Below are 15,480 nucleotides of genomic sequence, written 5' to 3'. Positions count from 1 at the left end.
TTTCCGTCTGTCTCACAGGTCCCATTCCGGGTCGATCTGCACGCCGGCATCGATCAGGATCGTCTCGATCCATGCCTGTGCGGGCCTGCGGTCAAAATCTGGCCAGTTACGCTGGTTCGAGTAGTCGTTGAGGCAGCGCGTGCAGCTGGTGATGCAATCTGGGTTCGGGCAGTTTAGGATATTTCGGGCCACGAGCAACAGGTCCCGCGCGAGATAACCCTCCTCGCTGGTCAAACGCTTTGCGTATCCCGCGCCGCCAGACACGGAGTCGTAGATCACGACAACGAGCAATCCGTCGAGCCTCTGCACCAGCGCCCGAAGATCCCGGGGATCGGTTTCGAGGAGCTCGGCCGCCCCGAGGCGCAGGGCCTCCTGGAGGGTTCGATCGAGCGAGATATCCGGGGGGATTGCATCTCCCGAGGGCGTGCGGGGAAGGCCCTCGAAGAGCAGTCCTCGAACATCCGTCTCGAAGACATGGGCAAGGTCGATCGGCCAGCTGGGATTGGAGGCATCAAACCGGCAGGGCTGTCCGCTACGAGGGTTCTGGTGAGGCTGAAGGAAGGTCTGCTGCTGCCACGCAAGATCCGGGCCATGACCATGAGCCGGGACGGCATGCTCGCAATTGTGGCACCAGGCAAAACCGCCGCCGTGCCGGCCCCGGTTGACCGTGATGATGCGACCGAGCTCGTGGTCGGGGCGGTTCGAGCCCGGCGCGTGGAACGTCCTTACGCCCGGCAGGTCGGTGGCCGCGTATCGCGATCGGGGAGCCTCCGTGAGAAGAAGTGCTTCATCGGACACAGTCGGGCGGATGCGCGTCGCGCCTGGATCGCGACCCTGTCCGTCGGCGACCGACGTCACGAACCCATGCGGACGAATGAAGGCTCTCGTTGCGGTCACTCTCTGGAAGGTGGCCCCGCATTGCTGGCATGACTCTTCCGGGTCCACGCCTTGTGGCGTTATCTGGGGAGATCGGCACGCGGTGCACACGCGGTAGCGCGCCCGCTCGATGAAGGCGTCGTCTCCGGTAAACTTCGATCGCTTCGAGATCCCGTCACTCACCCAGACCCGACCGCCGGCAACGATCTCGGCACTGGGTGCATACTCGGAAATTCCAATCGAGCCGTCGCGGTCAAGCTCGAGGACAGCCGTGTCCGAGGTTTGTCCGGCTGAGTTCAGAATCTCCAGCGAGACCGAGTGCACTGGGAAGGAGTATGTCGGGATGATCGCGCGGCGCGACAATTGATCGATCAGGAACTGGTTCATGTAGAGCCGTTGCTGCGTGCGCAGTGCTGCCAGCGACCGATCGAGCCTGATGAACCCCTGCGCGTCGGTCTTGTCGAGCATCTGGCGGCGCGCTTCGAGATCGTCGATCGCCTCCTGCATGAGACCGAACCGACCCCAGGCCATGTCCGCAAAGTGCATGATGCGCTCCCGCAGAGTTGTCGCGAGGTCCGCCTCATCGAGGGCAATCGAGACCAGGTCCGGAGGCAGTCGGGCTCCAAGCGCGGCAGCGTCGCGGAGGTGGTCTCCCGCGTGGTCGAGCCAATCGGCAAAATCCTGGTTGAACGCGGTCCGCTCCTCATCGGTCAGAGCATCTGCGAAGATGTCCCGCATCCTGGGCGATCCGGTTCGCGTGTATCCCGCAAGACGATGCTCGAGGAACCGGGCGAGCACCATCGAGATCTGATGTCGCTGAAAGAACCCGGCATTGTCGAGACTGAGGTAAGGGATGATGGGCTGGGCCGCGAGATACTCGGAGAATTTTTCGAAGACCGCGCGGTCATAGCGCCCCGACCGCGCCGTTGTCAGCACGACGGGGGCCACCTGCGCCCGGCGCCCAGCCCGTCCAGCCCTCTGCTGGTAATTGGCGATCGACGGCGGGACGTTCTTGCAGAGCACGGCCTCGAGATCCCCGAGATCGACGCCCATCTCCATGGTTGTCGTGCAGGAGAGAAGGTTGACTTCCCCGGCCTTGAATTCCTCTTCGATGTCGGACCGGATCTCTCCGGCAATCGCGGCCGTATGTTCGCGCGCGATGCCCATCTGTGGGCGTTCGCGGTAGCGGGCCACGTAGTGGTTGCGCCCGGCCAACTCACCCCGCTCTACCTGCGTGATTTCGTGCAAGGTGCCGGAACAGCGCATCGCCTGGCAGATGCCGGCGGTATTGAACTGTGTCCGGGCGCCGCAGGACAGGCACTGGTAAAGCGACACATCCGCGCCGGGCACGATGAAGAGTGAGCGGTCGAGCTTGAGGCCGCGCCCGACGCCGTGCTTGGCGGTCATCGATTTGGGGTGCTCGATCGCTTTCCAGAACTGGGTCAACACATCGCGCATCTGGTTGTCGTCGATCTCGGTGCCGCAGGCCAAGGCCATCCTGGACAGGAGGTCGGTGAGCCGGTTTGGGCGTCCGCTAGCCGGGATGAGGTTGAGCGGCAAGCTGGTGTGGGGATTGCGCTCGCGGCTGACGCACCGGTTCGGCTGGGCGGCAATGCGGGTCCAGATCGACTCGTCGGCCAGATCGATCATCCCCGACTCCTTCTGGGCGATCGCGCGGTGTTCGCGAATGAGCTTGAGCACGTGCCGAACGAAGGCCTCGGCGTGCGGCTGAAGCGGTTCCGGCATGGCCCGCCGAACCATTTCCACCGGGCGGTTGATCTGCTCGTAATCGACGCCGATCAGGCCAAAGCCCTCGAGGCTCAGTCGTCCCCGACCGAAGACCGTGATCTCCGCGGCAATGAGAGCCTTGAGGCGCAGCAACTCGTTGGATCCGGTTTCGAGTTCAGGAACCACGCCCGGTCGGTAGAGCCGCAGGCCGTCCGTCTGGAGTTCCCGGAGAATTGCGCCGACCAGGTTGTCGATATCCATACGCCCGCCGGCTTCGACGGCGCGCAGGATCGCGCTGCGGATCGCCTGTTCCCGCGAAGTGCGCTCGAAAAAGGGCGCGAAGAAGGCGGCGTCCTGCCGGTTATCCGAGAAGACCAGAAGGTTGCGTCCGCCCATGGGTGGGCTGGTGCCCAGATCCCTCGGCGGCATGGCCTCGAGCAACGACTGGGCGGCCACCGCCGCGATCGCTTCGTCGCCGGGTCGGACCGTGGTGACGGGCTCGTTGAAGCGCGCCGAACGGTGATTACACGCGGCGCAACGGCGCATGTAGCGACCGCCATCTTCCGGATCCACTTGCAGCGTCACGGCTTCAAGGGCCACGGCGCCCGCATCGTCGGGTTCCATCGGGTGGCCATTGGTTGGATCGATGTAGACGATCTGCCCCGGATCGACGTCGTCGACGTCCTCACCCTCTTCCTCGAGCGCCATTCCTCCCGGCACAAGCCGCAGCAGGTGCCTGTCACCGCCACCGGCAACGGGATCGAGATAGGCGCCATTGTCCCAGGCCTCGACATAGGGTTCGCCGCAATTCCGACAGACATAGAGCTCGTAGGCCGGCCGGTCCTCGTCGTCCCGTTCCGCGCCGATCACGACGGAACCGAGATTGTCGCCGGCACCCGACCTGAGGGTGATTCCGGTTCGATCGGGCGCGCGGGAGATCAGGTGATAGCGCGCCGGAAGCAGCGGGAATACGGCTGCGTCGGCACTGACGGCCAGCACACCAATCGAAATCAGTCCGACGAGGCCGGGCACCGCGTCGTCGCCGGCGTCGGGGAAAATCTCTCGGGCGAGAGTCTCGATCGCAATCGATCCACCCTCGAGCCGGCGGGCGATCTGGTGGATTTCCTCTAACCCGGCAAGGCGCTCGATCAAGGCATCCCCCACCGAGGGCCCGTCCTCGAGACGGAGCTCCGGAAGGTTCAGCATGTCGGCTTCGAGGTTCCAATCCTCGATCGTCATCGGGGTGTCATTCTGCACGGCGTCTCGCGCCGTCTCGGCAAGCTCATTGGCCTCGGCCCAGCGGCGTGGGGAAAGACCGCTTGGAGCGGCTGAGCGATCGAGGCTCGGGTGAACCTTGCGTTCCGATGTGATGACGGCGGGCTCCCCGCCGAACGGCTCTCCGAAGAGGCGCGACGCGAAATCTGCAAGCTCAGCCTTCCGCTTAGGATCGAGCGATGCCGACGTGCCCACGCAGCGCACCTGACCATCGGGAATGCCGAGATGGGCTTTCAGGCGTCTCAGGAGAAAGGAGACTTCGATCGCCTGTGCGCCGGCATAGGTGTGAATCTCGTCGAGCACGATCCAGCGAAGATCGGCGCTGCTCAACAGTTGCCGGTTTGTGGGCAGCAGGAGGATGTGCTCGAGCATGGCGTAGTTGGTGATGAGGATATGCGGTGGAGAATCCCGCATTTCGGATCGCGACAGGAGCCAGTTGTCCGGCACGTCCGCATCTTCGCCGAAGCTCTCGATGAAGCTGGGTGTCGAGCGGAGTCGCGTGATCTCTTCGGGTCGGGTCGCGCGCGACTTCACCTGTCCGGTGTAGCGCCCAAGCGTGATGCCAGGATCGCCCAGATCCCTGAATAGAAGGCGCGCGATCCGGCCCAGCTGATCATTGGCTAGCGCATTGAGAGGATAGACCAATACGGCGCGCACGCCCGGACGCTGGAGATCCCCCTGCGCAAGAATGTCATTGACCAGCGGAAAAAGGAAACTCTCGGTTTTCCCGGACCCGGTTCCCGTGGCAACCAGGTAGTTTTCCTGCCTGCGGATGGCAGCCTCCTGGTGCGTGTGCAAGGAGCGCGACCAGATCGACGGCGCGTTTGCCGCGAGCGTTTGCCACGCCGGATCGAGAACCCCCTCGCCATGAAGATCCCGGAGCGATTTTCCCTTTTCAAAATCCGGCAGGGTCTCGACAAACGGGCCCTTGACAAAGTCGAGGCGGCCGATGCCCTGGCGCAACTCTTCGGCCAGGCGCGGAGCCCTCACCTCGTTGATGGGCGATGACGTCGCCACGAAGCGCGCGAGAATAGCGTTCAGGTGTTCGCGAAACGAATTCGGGTCGAGGATCGTCATGACGGGGAGGGTCCGTTTCTTGTGGCATGCCCCCAGAGGGCACGAAAATAAGCGAATATCTCGACACCGGCGCGAAGCATCAGGGTGAGAGCCTGGCCGACCTCGTGGCGCGGGAGACCTGTTCGGAACACGATGGCATCGACGAGTTCGGAGGCGCGCTTATCCGCACAGCTCCGGGCATGTCGCTCTACCTGGGCCGCAATCCGGGCAGGGAGCGGATCTCCGCCGCCGTTGTCGTCAAACGAGCGAAGCTGCTCCAGGCCATCGACGCGCGCTCCGCAGATCAGCCTGACGGTGCTCGAAAGTGCGCCGCCGCCCACGAGATCATGCAGGTCGGTTTCCCTGAGTCGGTAGCGCAGGACCCGGAAGCCATGCTGAAGTTTGTCGGCCTGGAATTCGGGCGGGATGTTAGAGTCTGCGCCGATCCGGGTGAGCCAGTCAGAAAGGGGGGTATCACCGTCGAGACTGGGTGCCGGGTCGGGCGACACGGTCGAGACCATGCGGGCAAGGGGCTCAAGCCCAGCTTCGGCACTCAATCCACGGAAGGCGAGCGGTTGTGCCTCGAAGATCCAAGGCGCCGCCGCGACCAGATCATGACGCGCCGGCTGCCCACCCGGCCGCACGACGTTCAGGACGCCCTTCACGGATCCCAGCATGCGGGAGGCACCGATATGATCGATAGCGGCCTCGTAGAGCGGGGCAAGGGCCTCGCTCAGCTGCCCCCCAAGGCTTTCCGGCTCCAGCCGGGACAGGAAACGCGCAAGCGTTATGAGTTGACGGTGGTCTGGATGGATGAGTTCGCCGGGCAGACCCAGGGCGACCGTGGCATTGCGACTGTCGCGCAGCAGAGAATAGGATCCATCCGCGCCACGCAGGTAGAACGTGGCGCGCGCAGGTGCGGGAAGTTCCGCAAGCCGAAGTCGAATATCAATCCGGCGACTCGATGGATCCTGGACAGCCTGCACGCCATCAAGAGGCGGGATCTCCGGCGGGGAATAGTCAAAGACATGCTCTCCCTCGCGTGTCGGTCCTGCGATGGGCTCGATGCGCACACGCAGGCCGTGGCAGGCCAATGCCGGCGTGAAGCTCAGATGTAACCCACCCTCAAAAACCGAGACCGCCAAACCCGACGGGTCTGCCGTGCGGTGCAGCCGCGCGAGCAGGTCGACCCGTCCGTCGGCGCGCCGGAGCGCGATCCGGTCATCTCCATCCTCCACATCCTCAAGCTGAGCTGCCCCGATCTCGATGATCTGGCGCTGGAAGAAGGGGCGACGCGTCTCGCGCCCAAGAACTAGAAGGAATGCGTCGCGATCCGGCGACCGCAGCAGGAGTGTGTCATGTCGGTTCTCATGCCCGAAATGCATCGTAGAGCCACGCGGAACGAAGGCCTTGTCGCCGCTCGCGACGCGGTAATGCCAGAGTTTCTCGCCGCGTGCGGCCAATCGAAATTCGTGAACCCGGTCCGGACCCTTGAGGCCCAGGATGGGTGTTTCTTCGTCGGAATGCGGATCGACGGAAAGCAGGCCGTCGAGCACGCGTAAACCAGAGCTTCGTGCTGGGCTGAAGTTTCCCGGGACCGGAACATCGGCCAGGTCATCCTCGGGTGATGCCATTCCCGGCCAGATCCAGCCGCGCGTCGATAGCGCTGCGCGGGCGCCGAGATCGCCCGCGGCACCTGGGGTCAGGACCTCGAAGACAACCTCGCAAGGGTCGGACGTCCTATCGAGCCGGACCTCGGAGAAAGGCACTTGAACTTCCCCGGTCGAGGAGAGGGAAATGCTGTGGAATCTGACGTCGTCGCCAATGCGCGCACGAATGATCCGCGCAGGTCCGCCAATATCGGGATCCGCCTTGAGGCACAATGTGCCGTCGCAGGCATAGAGCGCGCGACTTCCGTCGCGCCCCAAGACAGAGCCATCGATCCAGATCGCATCCTCATGCGGCGTCTTCAGCGCAATATCCGGACGATCCGAGAAGGAGAGCGTCTCGGCGGCATTCACCCAAGCCACATAGAAGCCGGGATCCTTGGCCGGGATGGCATCGCCAAAAGACGTGCTTGAAAACGCTTGGGGTGAAAGAACGATGAGCCGTTCCGCGGCGACTTCGAGCTCTTCGTGCTCTCCCGTGAGGCGCGCAAGGAACGCGCCACTATCCGCGTCGAAGACCAGGGCTTCGTCAGGAGCTGGCGCGAAGGAGATCTTCTGCGTTACCGTGCCGGCGCTCCATGTGAGTTCGCGGGCCCACGGTGGCTCGATCCTGAGGCGATCTCCGCCGGCCAGGCGCGTCGGTATGGCGCCGAGGCGAAGCGATTGCGGCCTCTTGGAACGCTCAAACTCGAGACCGAGGCGGTCGCCGGCCCAGAAGAGGCGCGGCGGACCGACAAGGTCGGAGCGATTGCGCCCCATGGACGCGGCCGCATGGTCATAGGCTTCGAAAAGGTGTGTCTCGGTGTCCCCGATCGGAGCGATGCCCTGGCGCCAGGCCTCAAAACGCCGGGCCAGGTGGGCCGAATTGTCGAAGAGCGCCGTCGCGCGCAGCCTCGTGAGGTTGGGGCACCGCTCAATGACCGCGCGTCGCTGCCAGTGGCGCGCCGTCGCCGTGTCCTCGATCGCCGGCGGGCCGTGGTGGAGTGCGACACCAACGAAAGCTCGCGCGAGGTCACCGTGCTGTGCATGAGCTGGGCCAAGGGGTGCAAAAAACAGGCTTGTCGGGTCATTTCCGGAGACGGGAAGACCAAGATCACGCGCTGCGCGCCGGAAGCGCGTCTTCAAGTCGTCGCGTGCAGCAAGGTCGCCATAGTCCTCTCCGACGAACCGGCTGATATGCAGATAGACGTCCTTGGTGGCCTCGCCGTAGTTGAGCGCAAGAGGCCGCAATGCCGCCCAGACGGCGAGTGTCGGAGCGAGGTTGAAGAGACGCCAGAGGGGTAGTGCGCGTGCAATCTCCGCCGCCTCGTCGAGAACGCTCGACCCGGGCTGGATATCGACGATAAAGGGAGTTGATCCGGAACCGGTCCACACGGTGTGGAGTCTGTTTTCGATGTTCGGCAAGCGCTGCTCGGCTTGGGCGGCTTTGGTGTTGCTAAATCCCGTAGTCTTCATTTAGGCCTTTTCTTTGTGTCGACGGCCGGATGCACAATATGTTGGTCAAATCAGAGTCACCCAAAACCAATGGCCCTGAAAAATCAATCAAACGGCAGATCCGATCTGAATTTATCGTGCCCGATCTCGCAAGAAAAGGTGTCCGGTCGGGGTTTGTTAACGCGCCCGCGCCCAGATGGTGCTCCAGCGGACACCCTACGAAGATGTTTGACCCCGTTCCGGTAGTCGGCGAATCAAGCGACGCTCGTTGTAATTTTTTTGGCGCTTCATTTCAGTCCCGAGGTCGGAATTGGATTGGGCCTATGGTATCAAACGATATCGGCTTCGCACCAAGCCTATGCTCGACGATAGGCCGTCGCGGTGCCAGCACTCCTCCTTGGTCGCGACGAAGCGCGCAGCGGCCTCGCGATCCCACGCGAAAGTCAAGAACGGCATGTGCTCGGCGATGCGTGGGTTGGACGTGTGCGCGATCAGCACATCCAACGGGACGTCCGGCAAGCGCGCGAAGGTGATCTGGCGTGGCTTCCGTTGCGACATGCCGGCGCTTTCTTGGTGAACGGTATCAAGATGGTAGCACATGGCAGGAGCTCCGGATCAAATCGCCCGTCGCTCCAGCTTGGTCACGGGTGTCATACGAAGATATCGGCCGCAGCCCGATGAAGCGGTCGCAGCGAATGTCCGTTCTGACGGACTCACTGCGGCGCAATGTGCCCCGGTCGAAGGGCAGCTCAGGGCCGAGTCCTTGACCCAGCCAGAATAACTCAAGCTGTGCAGAGGCGTTGTCGCGCCTGAAATCGAGTTCGAGCTTAAGGGCATCCGTAGTGCAAACTGCACCAGGCCGGCTTGCAGGCTTGCTGCTTGCCCAATTGTTTCCAAATTCTTTTCGTAGGGATCAGGAGAGTTGGCTACGGAGCTCGAATGAATGGTTGAGGCAAAAGGGTACGTCGCCACGGACGGTGCATTCGTCGCGACTGAGCCGATAACTGCCTTGCCCGATGGCGAGATTGATCTGAACTCGTTCCGTCAGAGTGCTCTCACGTCGGCTGTGAAGGCCGCAAGAAACTCCTGCAGCCGCCTCTTCGGTATGCTCGATCAAACGCTTGATGCGCAGGATGCGCTTCCGAAATGGGCGCGCGAAAACATGAGCGCTCCGATGTTTCGTCGCATCGAGAACATCCTCATGCAGGCACGGGCGCATCGGGAAGCCAATGTAGGCGCGAATGTTGATGCGCTGATCGATTGTCTCGCGTCACCTGAAACCGCCGGCGCATTTCAATCGCTTTTGCCAGGCGTTTTGGGGTTCGCCCCTTTGAACTATGCAAATGGTTACGCCAGCTGGATGGAGCGGGAGCATCCCTGAGTCCTTCGGCTTCTGGAAAGCCTGCCACCGGCCCGGCTCGTCCCGGCGGTCAGCGGAGGATTGAGCGGCTACCTTCTCGATCCTTTTCGTCCCTTCTTCCACGAGCCCAGCCTTGTCGCCTTTCTCAACGGTCCCTACGGCGATCTTCGTCAACTTGAAGGAAGCACGCCGCTTGACCACAGCCGTATTGATCTTGGGATCAACATCAAGGACGTCATGATGGGCGGTACCAGTGAGGCGCGCAAGGCAACTCGCACGCTGAGGCGGAAGTTGGCAGAGTTGAAGAAGGAGACCCCACCAGCGGAGCCGATCGTGTCCGAGGTGCTCGGCGTCGAACTGAAGGCAGGCGAACTTGAAGAGTTCGGTGTGATGGGATCGCTTCTCGAGCGTTCGGCCCGCGAAGCCCGATCGCAGGTCCGGAAGCCTCCCCGCGGCGCCTTTGCGGCCTATTACCTCAGATGCGGCGGTAGCCGGAGCGGTCTGACGCGTTTGCCCACGGAGTTGCTGGCGCGGTATATTTCCGAACGTCTCGATATCATCGATCTGGCGTTCGGCTTGAACGACGAGCCGGTCGCCGATCATGGGTATCAGCCAAGATTTGCCGCCGAACTGTTGAGGCATCTGCCGAAAACGCCGAACCGATACAAAGACGCACTTTATCGTCTTGCTCTCGGCAAGAAGCGAAGCGGACGGATCGATGCCCAAAGACTTCTGAAAGGCGCGCAAGGGCTCCTGCCGCGTCTGGAGAAGTCGCTGAACGCAAAAGGCAAGGACGAACGTGTCCAGGCCGCCGCGTGTCTGGGCCGGTCAGGCAACAAGTCCGCCGGTAAAATGCTGGCGGCGCGCATCGCGAAGGAAAAGAACGTCGAAGTAAAAAACATCTGTATCGCCGCGCTTAGGGCACTTGGCGAGGAGGTCACGGGCTTCGGCCTCGACCGAGCCGCATTGGTGGAAGAAGCGCGGACCGGCCTCGGCAAACCTTTGCCAGAGCAACGTGCTTTCCTGGCCGATCTCGACCTTCCCGATCTTTTCTTCGATGATGGCTCCCCGGCGCCACTGGAACTTGCGCCATGGCTCGTCCGATATGCCGCCGACATGGGCCTGCCATCGCGCAATGAATTGCTGAACCTCCGCCTTATCCATCTCGACGAAAGCAGCCAGTTGGCCCTTGCACGAGTGGTGCTGGAGGGATGGGTGCGACATGACACGCTTATGTGGAAAGAGTTGACTTTCGAAAGACACCGGCCGCTCTTCGAGCCCGAGATGTATCAGCTCTACCTCAGCATTCACGAGATTGGAGCGCGCTGGTATCGCCATCGATACGTACCTGGCAAGCCGCCTAAAACTCCCACCGAACACGCAGCCGACATTTCGCCCGATGAGGTGAAGGAGTTCCTTCGCGGCAAGACAACCTGGGGCCGATATGTCAGTTCATCCTACGACGCGAAAGGCGCCCTAGCGTTGTGCTGTACCTTGCCTGCAAGTGATATTCGAAAGACGCTGCGCTTCTATCTCAAGGATCACAGCGGGCGCGGCCCGCAGATAAAAGCACTCATGTCACTGTTGGCTGACTGTCCCGGCAAAACGCCTATCAAAGAATTCACAAGGATAGCTAGTACCCAGAAGCAGAAGTCACTGAAGCAACATGCGATCGATCTGCTGGACGATCTTTCGCATCCTTATTCTCCAGCAGTCGAAGAGCAAGGCGCAGCGCCGTATGCAGACACGGACTAGTTGCACTTCGCAACAAATGACTCACGAACGCGTTTGACCAATGCGAACACAGCCGATGTTCCAGAAGTCATCTATCTACTAATCCGAGGGCTGCAGCGAATGTCAGCAATGCGGGCTGCGACTGCAGAATCCGGATGGCAAGTTGAGTGACCGGTATGGGCCGTCGTCGTGCCTGCTGTGCCAGGCGACAAGAGATGCTGCGCCGCCTTTCAGGTCGGCAGTGAGCCCAACCTGGTCAAAGCGAGTTCGTGCAACGAGCGAAAACCGCGCTCGGAGGTATACATCAGCGAAATTTCTCGCATCGCGAAGCAGCGTGGACACTGGCCATTCGTTCTGCGCAAGCCAAAACCTATAGCCATAGTCTTCATGGCGTGGGACAGAGCGATCGGTGACCTCATTTTTCTGCAATCAGAAAAGAGGCAGGCGAAAACAGGCAGACAACCCGAGTAGTACATGTTATGTTTGTCGCATATTTTGAGCGAGATATGGAGATTTCAGTATGTCATCGAACGAAGAAAACAAGGGTTGGATCGTAAAACGAAAATCAGATTCAGAGGTCGAACTCGTCCTTCCAGATGGTCTACATTTAACGTCCAACGACTTGACAATTGAGGATATTGTTGAGGCGATCGAGAAGCACAAAATTATTTCAAAAGGCAAGCCAACTGGTGGCCGTGCATCCGACGAAGTGACGATCCGATGCTGCAGCGGCAACACGGCCATTGCCGCACTATGACCATAGGGCTCGAAGGGCCCTACGAACTATCCAATCATACAATCGTTGTCGATGACGATGATGAGGTACTCGTAGTTGGGCTTTTAAAGCGGACCGCTGTTCGCATAAAAAAATCGGTATGGTCGCAAGTTAAGAATTTTGCGTTTGCACCAACAGATCGCGCGCATTCAGAGCTGATCCAACACCTGGTAGCAAGCCGCGTGTTGAAGGACAGCTCTTTTGATGAGACGGAGTTTGTTCGGCAACAGAGTGCCTTTGCACGTGCTGATCCAACTGTTTTTGGGATCATCATTGTTCCCACGCTTTCCTGTAATATGTCTTGCCACTACTGTTTCGAACAGAAGACGAACAGGCTAAATCGCGAAGCTGAAACCTTAGTCGATAAAATTGAACACTTTGTGGTTTCCAAACTCAGCAACACCGAGACTGAGGCTCTCAGCCTGCGATGGTTTGGCGGTGAACCGCTAATACGTCCAAAACTTGTAGAGGACGCCTCAACTGCGCTCAGACGATTGGCCCAGAGTATGGGAAAACGCTTCGCCGGAGATATCGTTACAAATGGTTACTTCTTGGATCGAAGCACGTCTGCACGGATAGCAAACGCTGGCATAACGAAGGCGCAGATCACTTTGGAGGGGGATCGTGACCATCATGACAGCATCCGAAGACACGGCAAGTCTGGATCGTTTGACAGAATTCTGGACAACATTACGACGGCGGAAAATCTGATCGACATCAGCGTTCGGGTGCATGTAACACCCGAAAGCAAGGACACAATCGGTAAGCTTTTCGAGCAATTGAAGGCCCGAGGTCTCGAAGCAATTATCAAGAGCATCTACTTCGCCCCATTGTTCAATTTTCGGCAAGATGATCCGAGCCGCCAGTTTCAGGACGGCAGCTCAGGTTTTTTGTCATCCCAAGAGTTTGCGGAAATTCAGCACAAACTATTGAAGGATGCTGTCGCCAATGGGTTTTCGACACCAGACCCGCTTGACGTCGACTATGGCGTTTGCAGTGCTGTTAGAGACAACACTGCAGTCATTCATTCAGACGGAAGCTTAGCGAAATGCTACTTGGATGCCGGCGATTTGTCAGAAAGCTTCGGAACAGTGTACGAAGGTATCACTCAGAAGCAAAATCTGCAGAAGTGGCGTGAAGCAGAATACGCGAACGATCCAGAGTGCGCGTCGTGCACATTCTCACCAGTGTGCTTGGGAGGTTGTAGCAAGCATAAGGCTTCGAACCCTGACAAACGTTTCATTTGTACGCCTCTAAAGTTCAATGCCAAAGAAGTCTTAACGACATACTATTGAGGTTTTTGAGAGACTTGTAGAATTTTAACTGGAGAAAATAGCGATGGCAAACTTATCTGAAATTGAAGAAGCGATTAACGCTTCAGAGGATTCCAAGAAGGCATTCCTAGCAGACCCGAAGGCTTTTCTCGCAAACTATGGCGTTGAGATTTCTGACGAGATGGCAGAGAAAATGTCTTCAGACTTGCGCGACGTAGAAGCACGTCAGGAGGCCTCGAAATCTGCGGGAGAAGTCGAGGCTGCAGGGGTTGGTATCGCAATCCGGATCGAATTCTGAGTTGATAGATGCGTGGCTCTAAACCGAAGATTCTTTTCGTCGTCCCCCCGTTTGCAGCAATAGACCGGCCTTCTTTGGGTCTACACATTTTGCAAGCCGTTCTGAAGCAACATGATGTGTACTCAAAAGTTGTTTACGCTAACATCGACTTTGCTAAACAGATTGGCGAGCTTGACTATGCCAACATTTGCTACGGAGATACTGGGACTCTATTCGGCGAGCAAGTATTCTCACGAAGCGCGTGGGGAGAAGATTTCCCCAGAAAATTGGCTCAACAGAGCCAACTTTCAGAGTTGTTTGAACCGCATTCTCCCACCACAGGCGCGAGGAAGGCGCGTCCAGGACGAGAGCTGCTGGAAGTCGCAGAGAGGTGGACGATTGCCTTTGCAGACAGGTTGCGTGAAGAGGGTTCTGATATCGTCGGCTTCAACCTGATGTTCGAACAAGTGAATGCCGCTTGCGCGATTGCCAAACGCCTAAAGAAGGGGTCTAGCCAAACTGAAATTTGGTTTGGGGGGGCACTTTGCGATGACGAGTTGGCACTGGGGCTTCGTTCCTTGCCTACGCCTATCGACCTAATCTTTTCGGGCGAGGCCGAGGCAGCTATCGCCCGGGTTATCAAGGGTGGACTTACGGAAGAGGAGGCTCGACAGCGCATCGTGAAGTGTCAGCCAAACTTTGACCTGAACAGCGTCCCGATGGTCGATTATAGCGACTACTTTGACTACTTGTCGAACTGCTTTCCGGAATCGGGAGTGCACAAGGAAAAACAGAGCTGGTTACCCTATGAAGGCTCACGTGGGTGCTGGTGGGGCCAGAAACATCATTGCACTTTCTGCGGCGTGAACGGTTCCGGAATGGGTTTTCGAGAAAAGCGCCGAGAAAAGTTCATTTCTGAGATCAAAGAACTAAAGAAATACCCTGCGAAAAAGATACTGATGGTCGACAACATTATGCCGCATACGTTCTTTAAGGGGGCGCTAAGTGATCTATGCGAATTGAACCATGGTTTCGAAATCTTTTACGAGCAAAAAGCCAATATCAATTTTCAGAAAATGGCTCAAATAGCAGGAGCGGGCATCAAAATAATTCAACCTGGCATTGAAGCGCTTTCTGATCACGCTCTAAAACTGATGAAGAAAGGCGTGAAGTCTGCGCAGAACGTGGCAACACTTCGGTATGCGCAAATGTTTGGGATCAAAGTTCAGTGGAATCTCTTGTATGCAATGCCGGAAGACCGACCTGAGGACTATACCAAACCCGCAGAATTGATACCCTTAATCGAGCACCTTTTCCCTCCGTCCGGGCTATCGCATTTGTCAATTGATAGGTTCAGCCCGTACTTCAACGAACCCGGCGAATACGGCATATCTAACGTCCGGCCCATGAAAGCGTACCAATCTGTATTTCCTGAAACCTCAGAGATCAGAGCACTTTCTTACCACTTTGAAGGTGACTACCAAACAGCGAGTCGCACTAGCCCGGAGGTTTACTTCATGCTTTCTGAGCGGGTCGAAGAGTGGAGGGAACAGTGGTTTGGAGAATCACAAGTGCCAACGCTTTCGATCATCAAGATGGGGGAGGATATCTTTGTCTTGGTGGACCGACGACGCATTGCAGAGAAGGAGATCAGGCTCATAGACCGTAAACAGGCAAGAGCGTGTCTTGTTGGCGTAGGTGATGAAAAGTCCCTGTCCTTTGCGAAAAGTTGCTCGGCAATCGCGGAAATTGAGGACACGTTGACGCCCTTGGCTACTTGCACACCGCAACTATTTCTGGAGTTTCGCGAGGAAAAGCTGGAAACTTCACAGGAACTCATCACCGTTTAGAACTTCATAGGCATCCCAGCCTTCGCATCGTAGCCTTCAGGCACTGCCTTCATTGATCCAAAGGCTGCTAGGTAGGGTCTCAGTTGTCCAACATGACTTAGGCGAAAGTACGGTCCTGGTGACCCAGCCCCCTGATCCGGGCCGCTCAGGTGTAGAATCCGTTCCTGTTTTGCT

9 protein-coding genes are annotated in these 15,480 nt (G+C 58.8%); 6 read left to right on the top strand and 3 right to left on the bottom strand.

Annotation, left to right across the window (positions count from 1 at the left end):
* Positions 1 to 12 precede the first annotated feature (12 nt).
* From GTF44_RS18725 to GTF44_RS18715, 3 genes are all read right to left on the bottom strand, one after another.
* Positions 13 to 4,956: a DEAD/DEAH box helicase gene (locus GTF44_RS18725; RefSeq protein ID WP_171562427.1), complete on the bottom strand. Its 4,944-nt coding sequence runs from the start codon at positions 4,954 to 4,956 to the stop codon at positions 13 to 15.
* Positions 4,953 to 8,006, bottom strand: a complete 3,054-nt coding sequence (locus tag GTF44_RS18720; RefSeq protein WP_171562424.1) for a hypothetical protein — start codon at positions 8,004 to 8,006, stop codon at positions 4,953 to 4,955. The genes GTF44_RS18725 and GTF44_RS18720 overlap by 4 nt, the downstream gene beginning before the upstream one ends.
* Before the next feature lie 351 nt (positions 8,007 to 8,357).
* On the bottom strand, positions 8,358 to 8,594 hold the full coding sequence (locus GTF44_RS18715; protein WP_171566157.1) for a hypothetical protein: 237 nt from the start codon (positions 8,592 to 8,594) through the stop codon (positions 8,358 to 8,360).
* Positions 8,595 to 8,979: 385 nt separating this feature from the next.
* Here GTF44_RS18715 and GTF44_RS18710 point away from each other — a divergent pair, with 385 nt between their 5' ends.
* From GTF44_RS18710 to GTF44_RS18685, 6 genes are all read left to right on the top strand, one after another.
* Positions 8,980 to 9,417, top strand: a complete 438-nt coding sequence (locus tag GTF44_RS18710; protein ID WP_171562419.1) for a hypothetical protein — start codon at positions 8,980 to 8,982, stop codon at positions 9,415 to 9,417.
* Positions 9,418 to 9,477: 60 nt separating this feature from the next.
* Entirely contained in the window at positions 9,478 to 11,151 is a 1,674-nt protein-coding gene (locus GTF44_RS18705; protein ID WP_171562417.1) for a hypothetical protein, read from the top strand.
* 499 nt (positions 11,152 to 11,650) lie between these two features.
* Positions 11,651 to 11,887: a hypothetical protein gene (locus tag GTF44_RS18700; protein ID WP_171562415.1), complete on the top strand. Its 237-nt coding sequence runs from the start codon at positions 11,651 to 11,653 to the stop codon at positions 11,885 to 11,887.
* Positions 11,851 to 13,200, top strand: coding sequence for a radical SAM protein (locus tag GTF44_RS18695; RefSeq protein WP_171562413.1), 1,350 nt, complete (start codon positions 11,851 to 11,853; stop codon positions 13,198 to 13,200). Before GTF44_RS18700 ends, GTF44_RS18695 begins: the two co-directional genes overlap by 37 nt.
* A gap of 43 nt (positions 13,201 to 13,243) precedes the next feature.
* On the top strand, positions 13,244 to 13,477 hold the full coding sequence (locus GTF44_RS18690) for a hypothetical protein (protein ID WP_171562411.1): 234 nt from the start codon (positions 13,244 to 13,246) through the stop codon (positions 13,475 to 13,477).
* Between the two features lie 8 nt (positions 13,478 to 13,485).
* On the top strand, positions 13,486 to 15,306 hold the full coding sequence (locus GTF44_RS18685) for a RiPP maturation radical SAM C-methyltransferase (protein WP_171562409.1): 1,821 nt from the start codon (positions 13,486 to 13,488) through the stop codon (positions 15,304 to 15,306).
* Positions 15,307 to 15,480: the final 174 nt, after the last annotated feature.

This window comes from Roseobacter sp. HKCCD6576-2 (genome assembly GCF_013179285.1).
In the GTDB taxonomy this organism is placed as follows: Bacteria; Pseudomonadota; Alphaproteobacteria; order Rhodobacterales; family Rhodobacteraceae; genus Rhodophyticola; species Rhodophyticola oceani.
Note: the sequence above shows the minus strand (reverse complement) of the source record. Positions and strands in the feature narration are given on the sequence as shown.

Coding starts and splice junctions, on each gene's coding strand:
- GTF44_RS18690 (WP_171562411.1), top strand. CDS start 13,244: ATGGCAAACTTATCTGAAATTGAAGAAGCGATTAACGCTTCAGAGGAT.
- GTF44_RS18695 (WP_171562413.1), top strand. CDS start 11,851: ATGCTGCAGCGGCAACACGGCCATTGCCGCACTATGACCATAGGGCTC.
- GTF44_RS18700 (WP_171562415.1), top strand. CDS start 11,651: ATGTCATCGAACGAAGAAAACAAGGGTTGGATCGTAAAACGAAAATCA.
- GTF44_RS18715 (WP_171566157.1), bottom strand. CDS start 8,594: ATGTCGCAACGGAAGCCACGCCAGATCACCTTCGCGCGCTTGCCGGAC.
- GTF44_RS18725 (WP_171562427.1), bottom strand. CDS start 4,956: ATGACGATCCTCGACCCGAATTCGTTTCGCGAACACCTGAACGCTATT.
- GTF44_RS18710 (WP_171562419.1), top strand. CDS start 8,980: ATGGTTGAGGCAAAAGGGTACGTCGCCACGGACGGTGCATTCGTCGCG.
- GTF44_RS18685 (WP_171562409.1), top strand. CDS start 13,486: ATGCGTGGCTCTAAACCGAAGATTCTTTTCGTCGTCCCCCCGTTTGCA.